Genomic DNA, 19,372 nt, shown 5'->3' with positions numbered 1-19,372 from the left:
GAATTATTGTTTTTGTTCGATCATTGTAAGGATTTCGCGTAATTCGGCAGCCGAAATTTTCTCTTCTTTTGCAAAAAAAGAAACCATGTTTTTATAGGAGCTGTTAAAATAATTATCGATAGCGTTACTCATAAACCCTTTTCGGTAATCCTCGATACTCACAATTGGAAAGTACTGATGCGTGTTTCCAAAAGTATTGTGATTGACATAACCTTTCTCTTCAAGGTTTCTAATAATAGTTGAAAGCGTATTGTAATGAGGCTGTTCCTCGGTGATTTCGGCCATGACTTCTTTTACGAATGCTTTTTTCAGCTTCCATAAAATATGCATGATTTCTTCTTCTTTGTTCGTTAATTTTTGCATGATGATTTAATTTGAAACAAACATACAACTATATTTATAGTTTACAAACTATAAATATAGTTATTTAACTAATTTTTTAGTTTTTATTCTGTTTTGTTGAGTCCGGCAGCGGTTAGGACAAGGGGATTTCCCTTGAAAATACTGAATTTGTTGATAATTGTATTGCGTGAGTGATAAGAGTAAGCTGCCGAAGCAGCACGGATAGCACGACAGTATTAAGGAAAAGGGCCGTATAAACGTTCAGAATATCTTGGCCCTTTTTCTTAATAGTGGCACGCCCTAATTATTATTTTATTCGTTGTGTACCATTTTGTTAAGCCAAAAACAGCAGAGCAAAGAGAACGCGCCCAATGTTCCCATAATAAGCCAGTTGACTTGGTAGTTGTAATGTGCGATTATTTCCAGACCCGTCTTAGAACTAACAATATGCGCAAGGCTGAAACTCATGGTATAATAGCCCATGTATTGTCCTTCCTGACCTTTTGGCGCGCGGTTGAGGGCAACCGCATTAACGAATGGGAATGAAAAGATTTCTCCAAATGTGAGTAATATGATACTAATTACTAAAACTCCTACCCATGAATCAAGCAGCAAGATGTAATACCCAAGGGTTATGAATAAGGAACCAATGGCGATACTCTTGATTTTGTTCGTTTTTTTTCGTTCTAATCTGCTTACAATGGGCATTTCTAAAAGGAAAACCAATAGTCCGTTGATGGAAAGCAGCATTCCGGTCTGGAATTCACTTAGTCCAAATTTTTCATTGTGATACAAAGGCAAAGTCGAAAATATTTGCAGAAATACCATAAAAGTTACAAAACTGATAAAGAGCAGTAACCAGAAAGCTTTGTCTTTAAAAATTGATTTTGGAACACTTGATGCGACTGTATGATCGATAGCCTCCGGGATTTTCTTTTTTTCCTTAATACAAAGAGAAAATATCAATATTGCAATAATACAGGTACTTCCGTCAACCCAAAACAGTCCTTCGTATCCCATACCTATAATAATTAATCCTCCTAAAGCCGGGCCTGCTGTAAATCCTAAATTAACGGCCAAACGGACTAAAGAAAGTGCACGGACTCTGTTTTCGGGTTTGGCGTATACGCTTAAAGAGACAAACATGGCGGGGCGAAACATGTCGGAAATTGCCATGATAATAAACATACCAAAGCATAATCCCCAAAAAGTTGTAATGTACTGCAGCAGAATAAATAAAACGCCGCTGGTAAAAAGGCTGAAAATCATGATTTTATAAAAACCGATTTTGTCACTCAATTTGCCTCCAATCCAAGAGCCCAGCATGGAACCCAATCCAAAAGCAACCATAATCCATCCTACCTCACCGTATGTAAAATTCAAATCCTCTTTTAAATATTTGGATAAAAAGGGCAGCACCATAGTACCGGCTCTATTAATGAAAGTGATTAAAGCAAGTATCCAGACTTCGCGTGTGAAACCTTTAAAATTATTGATGTAGCGGCCAACGGCAGTTCTAAGCATGGGAAATAAATTCTGTGTACACAAATCTACAAAGTTTTTTGGAGCTTACTAATTTTATTAGACTGCGTTCGATATGCTGTTTATATAAGTCATAAACTTTGTGGCTTTGTAACTTTAGACTATTTTTGCATCAAATTTATAATTATGAGAGTTATAATAACTTTGATTTTAATAACAGCGTTCAATTTTACCTTTGCTCAAGAAAAATTTGATAAGACTATTGTCGAAAAATTTCAAAAAGAGCTTAACGCAGAATATGCTGACGCAAAGACCAGCCCGCTTACAGAAGAAGATTTGGCAAAATTCAAGTCATTAGATTTTTATCCAATAAATGAAAAAGCGTTCGTTAAAGCTCAGTTTATAAGGACAGAAAAAGAAAAACCATTTGGGATGCCAACTTCCACAGCTAGAAAACCAATGTATGTAAAGTACGGAGAAGTTCATTTTCAGCTGGAAGGGAAAGAGTTTAAACTGAATGTGTATAGAAATATTGAACTTTCTAAAAAGGAAGAGTTCAAGGATTATTTGTTTTTACCATTCTCAGATCTGACTTCGGGTAAAGAAAGTTACATTGGAGGCAAATACATCGATTTAAAGATTCCGGCCGGTAACACGATTGTTATTGATTTTAATTTGTCGTACAATCCATATTGTGCTTATAACCATAAATATTCGTGTCCAAAAGTGCCTTTGGAAAATGATTTGGAAATCGAAATCAAAGCTGGTGTAAAGAAGTTTCATGATTAATGAAGTTTTTCAATTTACATACTCATAAAGTTTCTAATCAGGAAACAGTTTTAGAGGTGGTAAATCAATATCCGCAGGAATTTGATGCTTCAATTCCATTTTATTCTATTGGAATTCATCCTTGGTATATTAACGAACAAAGACTTGAATCTGATCTGCAGATTATTGAAACTAAAATGCAGAAAAAAAATTGTCTCGCTCTTGGCGAATGTGGTCTGGACAAACGAATTGAAATGCCATTTGAACTACAGCAAAAAGTCTTTGAAGAACAATTGATATTGGCCCAAAAGTATAACAAACCAGTTATAATTCATTGTGTAGCCGCTTTTCAGGAAGTAATTGATGTAAAAAAAAGATTGAAAATAACAGTACCGATGCTGATTCATGGTTTTTCAAAAAACAGACAAGTTGCAAAAGGGCTAATAGATAATGGATTTTACATTTCATTTGGGAAATATTTGCTGCAGAATCCTAAACTGGAAACTGCTTTTCTAAGTGTTCCCAGCGATCGGATTTTTCTCGAAACTGATGCAACTGAGGAAAGAATAGAGGCAGTATACGCTTTGGCAGCCCGATATAAAAATATAGCAGAGGAAGATTTACAGCATATTATAAAAAATAATTTTGAACAGGTTTTTAAGAACTTTAAACCTTAAACTTTTAAACAAAAAAAAATGGCAGAGTGGACAGAAAGAGCCGAATTATTATTTAAAAAAGAAGGATTGCAAAAATTGCAGAATGCACACGTAATGGTTGTAGGTCTTGGAGGAGTTGGTTCCTTTGCGGCCGAATTTCTGGCTAGAGCAGGAGTAGGAACAATGACAATTGTAGATGGAGATGTTGTTGATATTACCAATATAAACAGGCAGTTGCCAGCTTTACATTCTACTGTGGGACAGCCAAAAGTGACTGTAGTAGGCGATCGTTTAATGGATATAAATCCAGAACTGAATTTGATACGAGTGAAAGAATTTCTATCGCCGGATCGGGCTTATGAAATTGTTACCAATGAATATGATTATGTTTTGGATTGTATTGACAGCGTTACTCCAAAATTGAATTTAATCATTTCTGCCAAAAGAAAAAAAGTCCGAATCGTAAGCAGTATGGGAGCTGGCGGTAAAATGGATGCTTCCAAAGTAAAAGTTACTGATATTAGCAAAACAGTTAACTGCCATTTAGCTAAAACTATCAGGAAACGATTGAAAAAAGAGAAAATCAATAAGGTAAAAGTGGTTTTTTCTTTTGAAATTCAAGACGAATGCAGTCTGCGCATGACCGATGGTTCAAATTTCAAAAAGTCATTTTATGGCACAAATAGTTATATGCCGGGACTATTCGGATTGTATGCTGCCGAAACTGTGATCCGATTTTTGCTTAAAAAAGAATAAATGGTTTAACTGTTTAATCGTTTAAACGGTTAAACAAATAACCCCTTAAACGATTAAATATTTTTTTATGATACAAACAGTAATTTTTGATATGGATGGTGTAATTGTAGATACCGAACTCGTACATCGCTATTCATATTATAAACAATTTGGTGAACTTAATATTGAAATTCCAGAGGAGATGTACACTTCATTTACAGGACTATCAACCCGTAACACCTTTCAAAAAATAAAAGATCATTTTCAGTTAGAGCAGGACGTTGAAGATTTGATTTTGAGAAAAAGATCTATTTTCAATGATGCCTTCGACAACAAGGAAGACTTGGCTTTGCTGGATGGTGTAGAAAATTTAATTAAAGATTTTCATCAAAATGGAATGCAGCTGATTGTAGCTTCCTCAGCTTCAAAAGTGACAATAAACAGGGTTTTTACACGTTTTAATCTGCATCAGTACTTTACACATATTGTAAGCGGTGAAGATTTTCCACAGTCAAAACCGCATCCGGCTATTTTCCTGCATGCAGCTTCTTTATCTGTCGCGCCTAAGGAAAACTGCATTGTGATTGAAGATAGTACCAATGGAGTAAAAGCAGCAAAAGCAGCATCTATTTTTTGTGTAGGCTATAACAGCTTTCATTCCAAAGATCAGGATTTGACATTGGCTGATGTTGTAATTAATCATTTCGACGAGCTGAATTTTGAAATAGTATCACAATATTAATTGTTCTTCTCAAAATTTATAAATTAAGAAGATATCGGATTTCGAAACAGTAATACATACTTTTATAAGTAAGATATTTTATTTTTTGGAGTAATATTTTGCGATTTTTCATAATAGTAATTTTTAATATGACTATTGTTCTAAAGAAATACTTATCGGTTTAGTTACATTACAAATTTAAATTTGAAAGCTTTTTTTGTCGTTATATAATTTTTATAAAAGTTTATATTATTTCTGATTTTGCAGTTTTTGCAGGCATAATTTATACGATAAAAACTAATTTTCAGTTAAGAAATAATTAACGTTTAAAGCTGTCTAAATTTGTAAATTTGGATGCAAACAAAAAAAAACACATATGAAAAAGATTCTTATTGCTTTTGCTTTTATAGTAGCACCTTTAATTGCTGAAGCTCAGTTAAAAACACCTCAGGCAAGTCCTAAATCTACAGTGTTCCAAACTGTAGGACTGACTGATGTAGAAATAGTATATTGCAGACCTGCAGCTAGAGGAAGAGCTGTTTTTGGCAACTTGGTTCCTTTTGGAAAAATTTGGAGAACAGGAGCTAATGAAAATACTATAATCTCTTTTAGCGAAGATGTTGTGATAGACGGGAAAACGCTGCCAAAAGGAAAATACGCCTTGTATACGGTTCCTAAAATTGAAAGCTGGGAGGTAATTTTTTATTCGACTATAAACAATTGGGGAAATCCTGAAGTTTGGAATGAAGCGAATGTTGTTTTGAGAACAACTGTAAAAGAAGAAGCATTGTCTAAACCAGTTGAATCCTTTACTATCGGTATTGGTAATCTTACATTAGACTCAGCGACTTTAGATATGGCTTGGGAAAACTCATCAGTTTCTATGAAATTTATAGTTCCTACTCAAAAAGAGGTTTTGGCAAATATTGAAAAAGTATTAGCTGGACCAACATCTGCTGATTATTTTTCTGCTGCACAATACATTTATCAGTCTAATGGTGATAATGCAAAAGCATTGAATTATATGGACAAAGCTATGGAATTGAGTACTGAAAAACCATATTGGTACACTCGTCAAAAATCATTGATTCAGGCAAGAGCAGGTGATAAAAAAGGAGCAATTGAAACAGCAACTCTTTCTCTTGCTGCTGCTGAAGCTGCTAAAAATCAGGATTATGTAAAAATGAACAGAGAAAGTATCTCTGATTGGAGTAAAAAATAATTCTATATTTCTTTTATAAAAAATCCCGTATCGTCTGCTAAAACGATACGGGATTTTTTATTACACCAAGTTATTATTCTGAATACTACCGTTTTAGATTCCTAAACGAAAGTCTGTTACACTTTTCTGCTCGAGGCTAATGTCTTCAAAATAACTTGTGGTTCCTTTATCCACAGGGCATTGGGCACTGATTCCTGTCCAGATTTCTGAAGGATAATTGTTTTTGTATAAACGAACCATCTGCCAGTTTTTATTATCAAGGGAATAGTAGCTTGCAACCGTTTTTGTATCTGATGAAATTTTCATGTAAACTGTTTTTCCCTGCACGACATCGTGATTGTTATCATCAGAAGTTCCTATTGTACGCACAGTCACAATTCTGTGATTACCTCTTTCATCCTGTTCGAAACAAAATTTTTGATAAAAACTGTCATTGGCGTACAAATATAATACTCCAGCATTGTACAACCCGCTTTCGGTAAACTCTGGACTTACTTTTGCTATTAGTGTAAATGGTTTTGTGTTATCGAGTTTAGACAAAAGGATTGGAGCGGTATTATTTGACAGTTTATTATTTGGATCTGAGAAATAGTCCTTTTTCTCTCCCACATGAAAAAGGATATTTCCTTTTGTATCTGGTTTTGCCAGTGTATCTGCACCATTAATTGCTTTGGTAAAATGAATACGGTCTAGTTTGATATCACATGGAATTCCGCGGACAATCGCAGAATCTTTTGTTTTAGAAGTAATGCTTTCTGCAGTATTGTTTTCTTTGCTGCTATTGTTGCAGCCAGACAGTAAAATAATTTCGAAAATACAGCAATAGATTAGGAATTTAGATTTCATAAATTTTTTGTTTAAAGAATAAATAGTATATTTTAGTTTTCAAATTTACTTTCCGTTTCCAATAACGGCAATAGCTAAAATTAACCATTTTTTTAAAACCGTTATGACCAATATTTCTATAGAAGATCAATTAACTTCCACATTGTTAAAGCAGACATTTTTAGATGGAGAAACGCAGGATATAGAAGATTATAAAAAGCTGGCTGCTTCCTATGTTTCTATTGAGCAGTGTGTAGCCGTACTTTCAGATTTTCAGGCTGACTGCAGTTATATTTATGCTGGCAATTTTGGTAAATTTTTTGGACTTCCGTCAGAGGATTTGTTTATCGATTCAGCTTTTGAAGACTGTATATTCAATAAACTGCATTCGGATGATGTGACTGAACGGCATGCTTTGGAACTTCATTTTTTTCAATACCTTAAAAATCTGCCCGAAGAGGAATATCGTAATTACAGTACTTTTAGCCGTCTGCGAACGTTAAATGGAGAAAATTATATTAATCATCGAACCATGTACCTCAAAAAATCGCCTAATGGAAGTATTTTAGTTGCCCTGTGTTTGTATGCTCCATCAGCTAATCTAGAATTTAGAACCGGTATCGATGGTAAAATTGTAAACATTCAGACAGGAGAAACCATAACAGCAGAAAAATATAAACCTTATGTACAAACACTTCTTTCAAAAAGGGAATTGGAAATTTTGAAATTTGTTGCAAAGGGAAGCAATAGTGATCAAATTGCTGCTATTTTGAATATTTCTGTTTACACAGTTCGCCGTCACAGACAGAATATAATTCAAAAAATGCAGGTTGCTAACACGACAGAAGCTTTAAGAACAGCCTTTGTCATGGGATTAATAAGTATATAGATTTATAAAAACAAGAAAGTCTTTATAAGTGTCATTTAAATTTTTCTAGTTTTAAAGAAGGTAAATGGTAGAATTTCACTATCATATAATTCAAAACGCACTAATTTTCGATTTTCATTTGATATAGGTACATGCAAAGTTTATTGTTAGCAAAAGAACCGTCAGTTTTCATTAGTTTACTTGTAATTCATTTTGTTCTTCATCCTTAAATATTGTCGTTTGAAACAGATATGACAAGACGATAGTGAGTAATGCTCCAATAAAATTAAGCCACAAATATCCAAGTTTTTCTGACCCGCTTGGGTATATTAAGTTAGTAAAATAGTATATCACAAAAATCGCTGTCTGACTGATTACAGCACTGTAAAAGATGGATTTTCCGCCTATTTTTTTAATGTAAAAACCAACAAGAAAAATTCCTAAAACTGTGCCATAAAAAATAGAACCAATAATGTTTACGAGCTGAATTAAGTTCTCAAAAAGGGTTGCAATACAGGCAAATCCTATGGCTATAATTCCCCACATAAGCGTGAATAACTTAGATACATTTAGGTAATGTTTTTCACTTTTTTCTACTTTAATATTACGTTTATAAATATCAATAGCAGTTGTAGAAGCTAATGCATTAAGACCAGAAGCTGTCGATGACATAGCGGCCGAGATTATTACCGCCAGTAACAAACCTATAAGTCCTTTTGGTAAATAATGCAGAATAAAATAGAAAAAAACATAATCCTTATCGTTTGTTTCTGCTTTATTATCTGCTTTAGAAATAATTTCACGGGCTTGTGCTCTTAGCTCTTTTTCTTTTAAAGCCAAATCCACTAATTCTTTTCGAAGGGTAGGATTGTCAAAATCTTGATTTAGCTGGTCGATATATAGTAAATTGACTACTTTTTCATCTTCGGATAGTTTATCTAAATCCTTTTGCAGTTTTTGGTATTCTTGTCTGTATTTTGAGTTTTCAACAGTAACCTTATTGTTTGGATTGAAATTTAAAGGAGTTCCGTTGAATTGAAAAAACACAAAAACCATTACGCCGGTAAGCAATATCAAAAACTGCATAGGCACTTTCAAAAGCCCGTTCATAATTAACCCCATTTGGCTTTCGCGAACAGATTTTCCTGAGAGATAGCGCCCTACTTGTGATTGATCTGTGCCAAAATAGGCCAGTGCCAGAAAAAAACCGCCGGTAATACCGCTCCAAAAAGTATATTTTTCATCAAGATCAAAGGAAAAATTTACAATATTCATTTTTTGATTAGCACCAGCAATATGCAGTGCGTTGTCAAAAGTCATATCATTTGGCAGATAATCTAGAATAAGAAAGAATGTAATCACCATTCCGGACAAAATCACAAACATCTGCTGTTTTTGAGTAACGTTTACCGCTTTGGTTCCTCCCGAAAAAGTATAAATAATAACCAAAATACCAATAATGATATTCATATACGTAAGATCCCAGCCAAGTAATGCTGATAAAATGATAGAAGGCGCATAAATAGTAATTCCGGTTCCAAGTCCTCTCTGAACCAAAAATAAAATAGCAGCTAATGAACGCGTTTTGAGGTCAAATCTTTTTTCTAAATATTCGTAAGCAGTATATACTTTGTATTTATGATAAATTGGAATAAAAGTGACGCAGATTACAACCATGGCAATAGGTAATCCAAAGTAAAACTGTACAAATCCCATTCCGTCATGATAGGCTTGTCCTGGTGTTGAAAGGAAAGTAATAGCACTCGCCTGAGTTGCCATCACCGAAAGCCCGACAGTAAACCACGGAGTTTCATTGCTGCCCAGAATATAATCTTCAACATTCTTGCTGCCCCGTGTTTTCCAAGCACCATAAATTACGATAAATAATAGTGTTATTATCAGTACAATCCAGTCAAATAATTGCATAGCTTAAGAGTATAATTTCATAATTAAATAGAAAATAATGATAAACAAGGCATTGGCAATCAGAACTAATGTGTAGCTTTTTGACCAAATTTTAGGATTCTTCAAGTCCATATTATTGTTTTATTTTTTGGTTAGGAATACTTACCGATGATTTGATTGAAATTAAATTGGATAATAATTTATAAGCGCCGGGAACACCTTCCGGCAATTCTCTAAAAAAGCTTAATCCTGTGTAAATATAATTCCCTTTTCCATAAGGAGCAATCAGCAAAGCACCATCTTTTGGACTTTCTCCTTTATCATTTGATGATAGAATAGGAGTAAAGGCTTTGTCAAATTCTTTTGGATAATATAATCCCTGCTCTTGTTTCCAGCCTTTGAAATCATTTTGGGTAATCGTATTAGGGTAATTCAAAACGGGATGATTGGGCGCTAGAAAACGTACTTCGGCATTTTCTTCGGTTACACGGTCATTAGAAAGTTTTAGCGGATATGGAGCTATTTTTGAGGTAACTAATTCGCCATTGGTATTGTATTGTACGATCATTGTTTTGCCGTTTTTTACAAAATCAAATAAAATATCCTGTTTGTAGGCCAATGATTTTACAGTGTTGTAGGCGCGTATTCCTGTCATAACAACATCAAATGATTCTAATTTTTCAGGAGTTATTTCTTCTGGTTTAATGATTGTTACATGGTATCCCATTTGTGTTAAACTCTGAGGTACTTCATCACCAGCTCCCATAATATAGGCAATTTTTTCATGATTGGTTTTCAAATCAGTTCGAATGCATTTTACTTCGGCGGTTTTTAGAACTTGTTGTTTTGTAATGTGATCATAATTAATGATAATCTGTTCTTTGTCATAAGAAACATTGTCGATTACAGCGATGCTTTTAGCAACAGCTTCACTCACTTGTGCAGGCGGCGTAACTTCAAAATAAAACGTTTGCTCCATTCCTTTTTTGTCAAGCTGAAAAGGAATTGTTTCAGGTGATATTTTCCAGTCTTTTGGTAAATCCAGCTTTAAATTTCCTTTGACAGCATCTTTTCCAGATTTTAAAGTTATGCCCACATATTTTGGCTGTGTATTTGGAAAAAGCAATACTTTATCTTGAATAGTACTAGTTATTTCGGGAACAATATCTAAGAAATTATACATTTCTCCTTTTACGCCATCATTGTATTTGTAAACTACAGTACGCTCAAAAGGGATTTCGACATTATTAATTTTTACATTAAAAATTACTTTTACTTCTCTAATAATATCTGGAATCCCAATGTTTTTTTGATCTTCAACGGTGTAAAGACCGACAGTTCCTTTTTCTTTTAGCCAATACGGCTGCGTATAATTGATAGATTGCGGTAATTGCAGATCCAGAGCATTGTTTTGGAGAATATTATTTTTTAAATTAATATTCAAAACCGTAGTTTTTTGTTCTGGCAGAGCAGTGACGCTTAATAATTGCATGTCTACTGGGCTTCGGTTTATAGCTTCTAGATTAAGTTTTACAACACTTCCAGGAGTTGTTTCCTGAGTGTTAGAAACCGCTTCTAAAAATAGACCGGAACAGTCAGCAATTATTTTTTTTATTTCTTCGGATTTTATTGCTTTCCAATGAGTTTCATTTAATGCTTGAATCATTCCATACGCTTTAACTAAATCAGCAATGCTGGCAGATGGATTCTTAAAATCATATTGAGCGGCAATAGTGCTGATCAATTCACCAATAGGTTTTCCGCCTTTTACTCGATTCCAGCTGGTATCAATTCCTTCAAAAATGGAGGCTTTATTTTGTAAAGGCTCACCTTTTAGATATTCCAGATATTCAGTGTCTTCACCACGGGATCCTGTACTTCCAAATCCCTGAGACTTATGACTGCTGCGGCTTAATGCAGCTATTTCTTGATTTGAATTTCCTAAAACAGGGTAATAAACGCCTGTCTGAATAGATAATAAATTGGTTTTATTTGCTGCATCAAATTTTTCTTTACTGCCATAAAACCACCAAGAGGTATTAAAAAAAACTCTTTTTGGCTGCCATGGATGTTCTAATTGTAACTGCTCTGGATACGCTTTAGGATTATTAGCTAAATCAAATCCTTCCATGCTCAGCATAGCAGATGATGTATGATGACCGTGCGTGGTGCCTGGCGATCTATGATCAAACCTATTAATGATTACATCTGGCTGAAATTTTCTAATTACCCAAACTAAGTCGGCCAATACTTTTTCTTTATCCCAAATCTGCAGCGTTTCATCTGGATTTTTAGAATAGCCAAAATCATTGGCTCTGGAAAAAAACTGTTCTCCGCCATCAATTTTTCTGGCTTCAAGAAGTTCCTGTGTTCGGATGACACCTAATAGCTCTCTCAATTGCGGTCCAATTAAATTTTGGCCGCCATCGCCTCTTGTTAAGGATAGATAACCAGTTCTGGCATGAACATTATTGGCCATATAGGAAATTAAGCGAGTATTTTCATCATCGGGATGAGCGGCGATATAGAGTACTGAGCCTAGAAAATTAAGTTTTTGAATCTGATTATATATTGCTGCTGAACTTGGTTTTTGCGGTTTTTGGGCATTTGTTATTTGTACAGAAAGGAAAAAGAGCAAAAATGATTTAAAAAAAAGCTTTCGCATATAACAGGTTTTATAAATTTTCTAAGTAAACGGATAGATTAGTTCAAGTCCAAAAATACTAATTAAATAATGGGAATATTTGTGTGTAATTCTGAAAGTTATGTTAATATTTTAAAATTTCGCCAGCCTAGCTGTAATCGTATTCGTTTTTATATTTAGAAAATCAATAAAAAATTGTGCTTTTTTATGTTAATTAATTAAAATAGAATGCTAAATTTGAGAACATGGTTACTTGAATTTTTAGAATCAATTTCCCCCTTTTCTACAATTTAAACTGGCTGCAATGAAAGTATATTACAAAGAGGATGTTTTAAAAAATGGTTTTAAACAAGCAGTAATTACACAGCAAGATGATTATGAAGGGAATGTTGTAATTACACTGATTAGAAAATCCACCAAAATAAAGTCAGCTAAGTGTATTTTATATATTCATGGTTTTAATGATTATTTTTTTCAAGAAACGGCTGCCGAAGAATTCTTGAAGAAAGGCTATAATTTTTATGCTTTGGATTTAAGAAAATATGGACGGTCTATTTTACGAAATCAAAAGCCAAATAACGCAAAGCATTTGTCAGAATATTATGAAGATATTGACCAAGCGCTGCATGTGATTAGAGATGAAGGTAATACACAAGTAGTTCTTTTTGGACATTCTACCGGCGGTCTCATTATAACATTATACGCGGCCGTTCGAAAACAGTTTCCGCTTTTTGATGCATTAATCTGCAATAGTCCTTTTTATGACTTTAATGTACCTTGGATTCAAAAGAAAACCGTAATTCCTATTCTTTCCTTTTTAGGAAGACAAAATCCTAATTTGGCATTGCCAATTGGTTTTTCAAAGTTTTACGGCAAAAGCCTTCACACAAGTGATTATGGTGAGTGGGATTATAATTTACAATGGAAACCACACACAGCTCCCTCTATAAATGCAGGATGGATAAATGCTATACATGAAGGCCATTTGCTAATTTCAAGAGGGATTTCTATAAATAAACCAATTTTAATACTTCATTCCGAGCGTTCCGTTTATCCTTCAAAATGGAGTGAGGAAATGTTTGAAGGTGATGCTATTTTGAATGTGAAAGATATTATAGAAAAGTCCAAATTAATTGACTCGCCCTCTAAAGAAGTAGTTGGTTTTAAGTCAGCTATGCATGATTTGGTTTTGTCAAAACTCCCCATCAGGAATTTAGTATTTAAAACTATTTTTGAGTGGCTGGAGAAAAGTTTATAAGAGTTTTTATTTAAGTGAAATCAAAAATAAACTTTGAAGAACTAGTTGTATTCAACGATTCTAGGCTTAGCCAATTCAAAACTTTGCAGGCCATAATCTGAAGTTTCAAAAGTATTTGTTTTAATGACATTGTTTCCCTGCAAAGGAATATTTGGATAATAAGAAAATGATAACTGGAAAGAGCTAAATACCAAGTAATCATTGCTGATTAGCAGTCCGATAGTTAATTTGGAATACGCTTTATTTCTAGTCATAGAATTATTTGCGTCTCCCAATACAGCAATTGAATAATTAAAAAAAGGATTTAGGCGAAATCCCCAAACGGCGTTTGGAGCATACGTCTGTGTCTGCAGTGATAAAATCATTTTATTTGTTCCGTATACCGCAGCGTTAAAACCTGCTAAACCATATTCTTCGTTTATAGTAAGTTTATCACCAATAATATCTTCGTGATTAATGCCTATAACTACTTTTGGGTTAACAAATTGACGCAGTTTCCAATTCCCGATACTATGCAGTTTTGTAAAATAATTGGCTTCAAATAGAAATGACGATTGATACGTTTTAGATTTCTGAAAAAAAGTTCCTGCTTCAAAATTCATGCTTAAGAAACCCAGCCTGTAATAATTTCCAAAAGAAAACTGACCGCCTAAATAAGGTCTCCAAGCAGTATTTTTGTACTGATAACCGCATGTTAATCCATAAATTTTACCAATTGGAACATCTTCAGTCATTCCGTTTCTAAAAATATAACTATCTTTTATAAATTTACGCTTATTGATTCCAACGCCGCTTAAAAAGAGTTTTTCATCAGAATAAAATTGGTTTGGATCATACACATCAGTGGGGCTTTCTATATAGTCGACATTTAAAAAACGGCCTGTAACAATCAGATTTGTTATTTCACTTTTTTCGTCTTTAAATATTTTAACTGATTTTCCTCCCCAAAAATCTTGAGAATTATATTTAAAATTTTGGGAGCTATAGGATAAATCGGGTGCCTGTAAAGTATCTCTTCTAAATTCTTGTCCGACAAATATACCGCCTGCCCATTTTGTTAACGGAGAATAAAAAGCGCGTTCAACATCGATACTTTTAGAATAATTTTCATCTACATCCATTTTATAATGTAATACCGTGCTTATGAAAGAGTTTTTAATATTTGGAACAGAATAGGTCACTTCGTTACCATTCTGGCCATCATCAAAACGATTTGTAAAACGGTAATCAAGCTGCTGGCCGGTCCCAAAGAAATCTTTTTCTTTTACGCCGACAGAAACCTTATCAGCTGATATGGAAAAGCGAGGAATCGTACTCCAGGAATCTAAAACACGAATGGTGACATCTACAGAGTCAGCGTTTTTGCCAGCTAATTCCTTTGATATTCTTACGGCGCTGATATATTTTTGAGAACGAATGATACGTTCCGATTCCTGAGTTTTAAAATCATTATAAGGAGTATTTTTTGCAATGAGCAATAAATTATAAATTGCAATTTTTTTTGTTTTTAAATGCAGTCTGTTTCCGGCTCTTTCTCCCCAAAATTTTGGTATTGCAGTGGTATCTGCAACTGAGTGTCCGAAAGGATCCAAAGTTACAATATTTATTTTTCTGATGATTTTTCCATCGTAGTTTATTGTGTCATTTTGTACTAACAAATCTGCTTTTTTCTTTGGTTTTCTGGATTTAAAGAAAAGTTTATGAAGTGTTTTTGTAAAATTATTTTTTTTTGAATAGTTCCGGATTTTGGCGTATACTTCTTCCGTGCTATCCTTTTTTTTCTGAGCCGTCTGAGCGTAATTGCTTTGAATGCAAAAGCACAAAAAGATTAAAACGATTGTTTTTTTTGTTAAAGACATTCAGGTAGTTTTTTGCTCGAATTAAAGGATAAATTTCTTAGTGAGATTTAATTTATTTATTAAAAAATACTGTCGCAATCTACATGATTTAATTTTCTAATTTAGTTTTTCGAGTTTTCCACATGAATCTTTTGGGCATATGATTTCCCATCAGATAGCCCCAAGGTTCTAAAGATTCTATTCTGTCAAAAATAATTTTTAAAATTGCTAAAAACGGTATGGCTAAGAACATTCCTGAAATTCCTGCTGCGGTCCCGCCAACAATAATTCCTATAATGGACACAAAGGCATTAATCTCTACTTTAGAATTAATGATTAAAGGAACAAGAATATTATTGTCTATTAGCTGGACTACAATGTTTACAATTAAAATTCCCAGAACTAAAGATGTTTCTGCTGTGCCAGTTAGTGATGCTAATAGTGTAATCACTCCTGCTATTAAAATACCGATGTAAGGAATTAGATTTAAAATACCCGTTATAAGTCCCAATAGAATAAAATATTTTACACCAATTATCCAAAGTCCTAAACTCGTTAAAACCGAAACGATAATCATTTCAAAAAGTAAGCTTACAATATATTTATTTATTGAAATTTTTATTTGTGACAAAATATCTTTTAAAATCAGATGATTTTCCTGAGCTGTTAATTTTGAAAGAAAAAGAATGAAATGATCTTTATACAATAAGAATAAAAATGTATAAATCGGAATGATCGTGCTGTCTAAGAGAAGATCACTGATGGATATTATTGCAGACCCAATTGAACTGGTTCCGTTGCTTACAGTATCTTTAGCAGCATCTTTTATATACTTTTTTTGTTCCCAAATACTTATATTAAAACTGTCTTTTATAAATTTATGAATATCAACTATAAATGAATTTACATTTTTTTTAATAGTCTCAAAATCATTTGCCATGTCTGTAACTTGATAAGAAATGAAAACGAGAACACTTATAATAACTGATACAAAAAGAAGAACACAGATTATTGATGCAAGATGTCGGGGAAATTTTAATCTGACATTTAAAAACGAGAAAACAGGAAGCAGTAAAATAGCAAAGAGGAAAGCCATCAAAATTGGAGTAATGATGTCTTTTCCAATGTAAAAAATAAATGCAAAACATATTAGACTTAAAAGTATACAGGTCAGTCTAGCAGAGAAAGGCAGTTTTAGCGCATCCATAGATATGTTTAAAAATGTAAAGAAGAGATTAAAAATTCATCATCAAAATTGATCATTTCTTAAATAAATTATGCTGCAGTTTTTTTTTATTAATTTACAAAATTTCCATTCAAAAAAGTAAAACCTTTTGGTAAAATTATCGGTGGTATCTCCGTTTATTCTTTGATGAAATTAAAAACAAAAAGAGCACCTCATTTGATGCTCTTTTGTTTTTTATAAAGGGTTTTTATTTGTGTTTTCCTTTTCCATGTTCTTTACCGCCGTGATTTCCATTATCATGATGGTCATGGTGATCGTCATGATCGTGATTGCCGTTATCATGATTTCTGTGATAGTCATTGTGTGAATAGTAATCTCTTCTGTTTTTTTGAGGTTTTCCTTTGTATCCTTTGTAGTATTTAACTTTGTGAGAATTGAAATATACGTAAGGAGCATTACCATGATAATCAGTTAAAACAACTTTATAACCATTATATAAATTGTAATTTCTGTAATGGGATGGCAATCTTTGAGAACGAATCCATTTTCCGCCGCCAAAATAAATGTACTGCGCTAATCTTATGTCATAGTACATTTGAATGTCAGGAAGATAATAGTATTCCATATTATCATATCCTACAGGTCCCCATTCAGGAGGAGAGGCAACTACCACTCTTGGTGATGCAACTACAACAGGAGGAGGTGTCCCGATGTTTACATTTACAGACACTTGTGCCTGTGCCGAACTCACTGATAAAAAGAGTCCGATAATTATTAATTTCATTGTTTTCATAGTATTTAAATTTAGAGTTGGGTTTAATAAAAATAATTAGGAGTTAATCAACAAACTCGCTGTTTGTATGTAATGGTTTCTTAATAATTGAAATTCCTTTTTGAAAAAACAGATTATTAGGATAGATGACTATTTCTCCTTCCTTGGATCGCAGTGTTACATGAAAGGCACCAATATCTTCAATTTCGCCTTCTACTAAGTAATCTTTATCGTGAATTAATATTGCATCTCCAATTTTAAAGGGAAATGAGAAAAACAAAATAATACCTGATGTAATATTACTTAGGATAGACCATTGTGCAAACATTGCTACCCCAATTACCGTTGCTATTGATGATATTGTGATAAAAATATCTTTGGCCTGAACCCCCCAAATTAAGATAAGGGTAATAAAGAACAAAATGGTAATAAGAACGTTAATATATTTTATAACTAAGTTGGTTCTTCTTTCAATAATTTCGCTTGTCTTAGCGTATCTTCTTATTATTTTGGAAACAAACGCACGAGACAAAAAGACCACCAGTATCAGTATGCCTGTACTGATTTCCTCTTTGATGTAATGATTAAAAAAATCCATTTCTTTTTATAAATTGCTTAAATAATTATATACTTTATCTGTCGGCATTCCCATTACATTGGCATATGATCCTTCAACTTTTGCAACGCCGATAAAACCAATCCATTCCTGTATTCCATAGGCTCCCGCTTTATCATAAGGTTTATAATTTTCTAAATAATAAAGGATCGATTCGTCACTTAACGCATTAAATGTAACTTTTGTTGTTTCATGTATTAAATTAAAAGATGTTTTTGTCTTAAAACAAACCGAAGTTATTACTTCATGAGTCGTATCCGATAATGATTTTAAGATTTCAAAAGCATCTTGATGATCCTTTGGTTTACCTAAAGCGCAATTTTTGTGCCAAACAATAGTGTCGCTTGTAATTAATATGTCATTATGCTGTAGTTCTCCTTCAAAAGCATTGGCTTTCAGTACTGCTAGATAGTTTGTAATTTCTTCAGCTTTTAATTCGGGAGGGAAGATTTCTTCGATTTCTTTTAATCGGATTTCAAAATCCAAGTCTAAATCTTTAAAAATCTGCTGTCTTCTTGGTGACCCCGAAGCAAGTATAAGTTTATAGTTTTTTAGTTTTTCTTTAAGCATGATGAAGAATATTATAAGTGACAATTGCAATCGAGAATAATCCAGATAAAATAATGAGTTTTAAAACAGTACTTAAATGATGAAAGTCCTGGCTTTTTTTTGCATCGGCCATTTTTACTGCAAAATAGATTAATGGAGCAACTATAAATATCAGAGCATATAATGTGGCGAAATAAAGATCGTTCGCAAAAATGTAGGTTTTAATATAAAATATAACCATCACCAAGGGAATTATACTTAAACCTAAAACCACTTTTGAAGTACGCTGTATACCCAAAGCAATAGGTAAAGTATTCATTCCCTGATTGTAATCTCCGTTAACATCTTCCAGATCTTTTACAATTTCTCTAATAAAATTAATTACAAAAGCAAAGATGGCATAATCCAGAAGTATAGAAAATAAGTCGGCCATAACGATTTTATTTTCTGGATTGATAACAGGCAAAAGATCAAAAACTCCAATGATTATGACACTGAAAGCAAGTAAAAGAGCGACAACAAAATTTCCAACAAGCAGCATCTGTTTTAAGCTTGTGGCATAAAGATATAATGTTGCAGAAATAACAATAAAGATTGCTGCAAATCCTGGCTTTGCAATGACATTCGATAAATAAAAACCAGTGCTCACTCCTAGAACAGTCACAAAAAAATATACATTGTAGGCTGTGACTTCAGATATGCTTTTACCAACTACAACCTGATTAGGCTTGTTATCATTGTCAGTCGCCTGATCCATAATATTATTAATTACATAGCCGCCAGCCGCTATCATGACCGTTGCTAATACTAACAAAAGATACTGCCAATCATTAAGTGCCAAAGGAATACTTTGAAAATTTAAAAAACCATATCTAAATAGCAGCTGCATTAAAGCCAGCATCAGCAGGTTTTGGTAACGTATTAATTTGAGGTATTTCATTTTTAATTGTAAATGATTAATTGTAAATGATTAATTGTAAATTAT

General features: G+C 33.2%; 18 protein-coding genes. 7 read left to right on the top strand and 11 right to left on the bottom strand.

The features are described from left to right. Positions 1-3: 3 nt before the first annotated feature. Entirely contained in the window at positions 4-363 is a 360-nt protein-coding gene (locus C8P67_RS17040) for a BlaI/MecI/CopY family transcriptional regulator (protein ID WP_115814389.1), read from the bottom strand. Between the two features lie 291 nt (positions 364-654). Then, complete coding sequence (locus C8P67_RS17035) at positions 655-1,866, bottom strand: MDR family MFS transporter (protein ID WP_115814388.1); 1,212 nt, start codon at positions 1,864-1,866, stop codon at positions 655-657. Between the two features lie 144 nt (positions 1,867-2,010). Here C8P67_RS17035 and C8P67_RS17030 point away from each other — a divergent pair, with 144 nt between their 5' ends. The 5 genes from C8P67_RS17030 (at position 2,011) to C8P67_RS17010 (ending at position 5,926) form a co-directional block, all read left to right on the top strand. Next, entirely contained in the window at positions 2,011-2,613 is a 603-nt protein-coding gene (locus tag C8P67_RS17030) for a DUF1684 domain-containing protein (RefSeq protein WP_115814387.1), read from the top strand. Beyond that, positions 2,613-3,269: a TatD family hydrolase gene (locus C8P67_RS17025; protein WP_115814386.1), complete on the top strand. Its 657-nt coding sequence runs from the start codon at positions 2,613-2,615 to the stop codon at positions 3,267-3,269. Before C8P67_RS17030 ends, C8P67_RS17025 begins: the two co-directional genes overlap by 1 nt. 18 nt (positions 3,270-3,287) lie before the next feature. Beyond that, on the top strand, positions 3,288-4,004 hold the full coding sequence (locus C8P67_RS17020; protein ID WP_115814385.1) for a tRNA threonylcarbamoyladenosine dehydratase: 717 nt from the start codon (positions 3,288-3,290) through the stop codon (positions 4,002-4,004). A 67-nt stretch (positions 4,005-4,071) separates the two neighbouring features. Beyond that, complete coding sequence (locus C8P67_RS17015; protein WP_115814384.1) at positions 4,072-4,725, top strand: HAD family hydrolase; 654 nt, start codon at positions 4,072-4,074, stop codon at positions 4,723-4,725. A gap of 355 nt (positions 4,726-5,080) precedes the next feature. After that, the gene (locus C8P67_RS17010) at positions 5,081-5,926 is read left to right on the top strand and encodes a DUF2911 domain-containing protein (RefSeq protein WP_115814383.1); all 846 of its coding nucleotides are present in this window, start codon (positions 5,081-5,083) and stop codon (positions 5,924-5,926) included. 93 nt (positions 5,927-6,019) lie between these two features. Here C8P67_RS17010 and C8P67_RS17005 read toward each other — a convergent pair whose 3' ends face one another. Beyond that, positions 6,020-6,772, bottom strand: a complete 753-nt coding sequence (locus C8P67_RS17005; RefSeq protein ID WP_115814382.1) for a DUF1349 domain-containing protein — start codon at positions 6,770-6,772, stop codon at positions 6,020-6,022. A 103-nt stretch (positions 6,773-6,875) separates the two neighbouring features. On the opposite strand from C8P67_RS17005, the gene C8P67_RS17000 reads away from it, so the two are divergent. Continuing rightward, positions 6,876-7,640 carry a response regulator transcription factor gene (locus tag C8P67_RS17000; protein ID WP_115814381.1) on the top strand — a complete coding sequence of 255 codons (765 nt, stop codon included), beginning with the start codon at positions 6,876-6,878 and terminating at the stop codon, positions 7,638-7,640. Positions 7,641-7,811: 171 nt separating this feature from the next. Here C8P67_RS17000 and C8P67_RS16995 read toward each other — a convergent pair whose 3' ends face one another. Both C8P67_RS16995 and C8P67_RS16990 read right to left on the bottom strand, forming a co-directional pair. After that, positions 7,812-9,545 (bottom strand): sodium:solute symporter family transporter, encoded by a 1,734-nt coding sequence (locus C8P67_RS16995; RefSeq protein ID WP_115814380.1) that lies wholly within the window; start codon positions 9,543-9,545, stop codon positions 7,812-7,814. Between the two features lie 112 nt (positions 9,546-9,657). Continuing rightward, positions 9,658-12,189 (bottom strand): PIG-L family deacetylase, encoded by a 2,532-nt coding sequence (locus C8P67_RS16990; RefSeq protein WP_115814379.1) that lies wholly within the window; start codon positions 12,187-12,189, stop codon positions 9,658-9,660. Between the two features lie 283 nt (positions 12,190-12,472). Here C8P67_RS16990 and C8P67_RS16985 point away from each other — a divergent pair, with 283 nt between their 5' ends. Then, positions 12,473-13,426 (top strand): alpha/beta hydrolase, encoded by a 954-nt coding sequence (locus C8P67_RS16985; protein WP_115814378.1) that lies wholly within the window; start codon positions 12,473-12,475, stop codon positions 13,424-13,426. Between the two features lie 41 nt (positions 13,427-13,467). On the opposite strand, the gene C8P67_RS16980 is transcribed toward C8P67_RS16985, so the two are convergent. The 6 genes from C8P67_RS16980 to C8P67_RS16955 form a co-directional block, all read right to left on the bottom strand. Beyond that, positions 13,468-15,285, bottom strand: a complete 1,818-nt coding sequence (locus tag C8P67_RS16980) for a BamA/TamA family outer membrane protein (protein WP_115814377.1) — start codon at positions 15,283-15,285, stop codon at positions 13,468-13,470. Positions 15,286-15,373: 88 nt separating this feature from the next. Next, positions 15,374-16,471 (bottom strand): AI-2E family transporter, encoded by a 1,098-nt coding sequence (locus C8P67_RS16975; protein WP_115814376.1) that lies wholly within the window; start codon positions 16,469-16,471, stop codon positions 15,374-15,376. A gap of 226 nt (positions 16,472-16,697) precedes the next feature. Further along, positions 16,698-17,243 carry a hypothetical protein gene (locus C8P67_RS16970; RefSeq protein WP_115814375.1) on the bottom strand — a complete coding sequence of 182 codons (546 nt, stop codon included), beginning with the start codon at positions 17,241-17,243 and terminating at the stop codon, positions 16,698-16,700. A gap of 43 nt (positions 17,244-17,286) precedes the next feature. Then, positions 17,287-17,820, bottom strand: a complete 534-nt coding sequence (locus C8P67_RS16965; RefSeq protein ID WP_115814374.1) for a mechanosensitive ion channel domain-containing protein — start codon at positions 17,818-17,820, stop codon at positions 17,287-17,289. A gap of 6 nt (positions 17,821-17,826) precedes the next feature. Then, a complete protein-coding gene (locus tag C8P67_RS16960) occupies positions 17,827-18,408 on the bottom strand; it encodes a Maf-like protein (RefSeq protein WP_115814373.1) in 582 nt (193 codons plus the stop codon). Further along, the gene (locus tag C8P67_RS16955; RefSeq protein WP_115814372.1) at positions 18,401-19,327 is read right to left on the bottom strand and encodes a geranylgeranylglycerol-phosphate geranylgeranyltransferase; all 927 of its coding nucleotides are present in this window, start codon (positions 19,325-19,327) and stop codon (positions 18,401-18,403) included. The genes C8P67_RS16960 and C8P67_RS16955 overlap by 8 nt, the downstream gene beginning before the upstream one ends. Positions 19,328-19,372 lie beyond the last annotated feature (45 nt).

The organism is Flavobacterium aquicola (genome assembly GCF_003385115.1).
Taxonomy (GTDB): domain Bacteria; phylum Bacteroidota; class Bacteroidia; order Flavobacteriales; family Flavobacteriaceae; genus Flavobacterium; species Flavobacterium aquicola.
The sequence above is the reverse complement of the archived record's forward strand: the minus strand, read 5'-3'. Positions and strand labels throughout refer to the sequence as shown.

Coding starts and splice junctions, on each gene's coding strand:
- C8P67_RS16955 (WP_115814372.1), bottom strand. CDS start 19,327: ATGAAATACCTCAAATTAATACGTTACCAAAACCTGCTGATGCTGGCT.
- C8P67_RS16965 (WP_115814374.1), bottom strand. CDS start 17,820: ATGGATTTTTTTAATCATTACATCAAAGAGGAAATCAGTACAGGCATA.
- C8P67_RS17010 (WP_115814383.1), top strand. CDS start 5,081: ATGAAAAAGATTCTTATTGCTTTTGCTTTTATAGTAGCACCTTTAATT.
- C8P67_RS17015 (WP_115814384.1), top strand. CDS start 4,072: ATGATACAAACAGTAATTTTTGATATGGATGGTGTAATTGTAGATACC.
- C8P67_RS16970 (WP_115814375.1), bottom strand. CDS start 17,243: ATGAAAACAATGAAATTAATAATTATCGGACTCTTTTTATCAGTGAGT.
- C8P67_RS16960 (WP_115814373.1), bottom strand. CDS start 18,408: ATGCTTAAAGAAAAACTAAAAAACTATAAACTTATACTTGCTTCGGGG.
- C8P67_RS17040 (WP_115814389.1), bottom strand. CDS start 363: ATGCAAAAATTAACGAACAAAGAAGAAGAAATCATGCATATTTTATGG.
- C8P67_RS16980 (WP_115814377.1), bottom strand. CDS start 15,285: ATGTCTTTAACAAAAAAAACAATCGTTTTAATCTTTTTGTGCTTTTGC.
- C8P67_RS16985 (WP_115814378.1), top strand. CDS start 12,473: ATGAAAGTATATTACAAAGAGGATGTTTTAAAAAATGGTTTTAAACAA.
- C8P67_RS16995 (WP_115814380.1), bottom strand. CDS start 9,545: ATGCAATTATTTGACTGGATTGTACTGATAATAACACTATTATTTATC.
- C8P67_RS17030 (WP_115814387.1), top strand. CDS start 2,011: ATGAGAGTTATAATAACTTTGATTTTAATAACAGCGTTCAATTTTACC.
- C8P67_RS17035 (WP_115814388.1), bottom strand. CDS start 1,866: ATGCTTAGAACTGCCGTTGGCCGCTACATCAATAATTTTAAAGGTTTC.
- C8P67_RS17025 (WP_115814386.1), top strand. CDS start 2,613: ATGAAGTTTTTCAATTTACATACTCATAAAGTTTCTAATCAGGAAACA.
- C8P67_RS17000 (WP_115814381.1), top strand. CDS start 6,876: ATGACCAATATTTCTATAGAAGATCAATTAACTTCCACATTGTTAAAG.
- C8P67_RS17005 (WP_115814382.1), bottom strand. CDS start 6,772: ATGAAATCTAAATTCCTAATCTATTGCTGTATTTTCGAAATTATTTTA.
- C8P67_RS16975 (WP_115814376.1), bottom strand. CDS start 16,471: ATGGATGCGCTAAAACTGCCTTTCTCTGCTAGACTGACCTGTATACTT.
- C8P67_RS16990 (WP_115814379.1), bottom strand. CDS start 12,189: ATGCGAAAGCTTTTTTTTAAATCATTTTTGCTCTTTTTCCTTTCTGTA.
- C8P67_RS17020 (WP_115814385.1), top strand. CDS start 3,288: ATGGCAGAGTGGACAGAAAGAGCCGAATTATTATTTAAAAAAGAAGGA.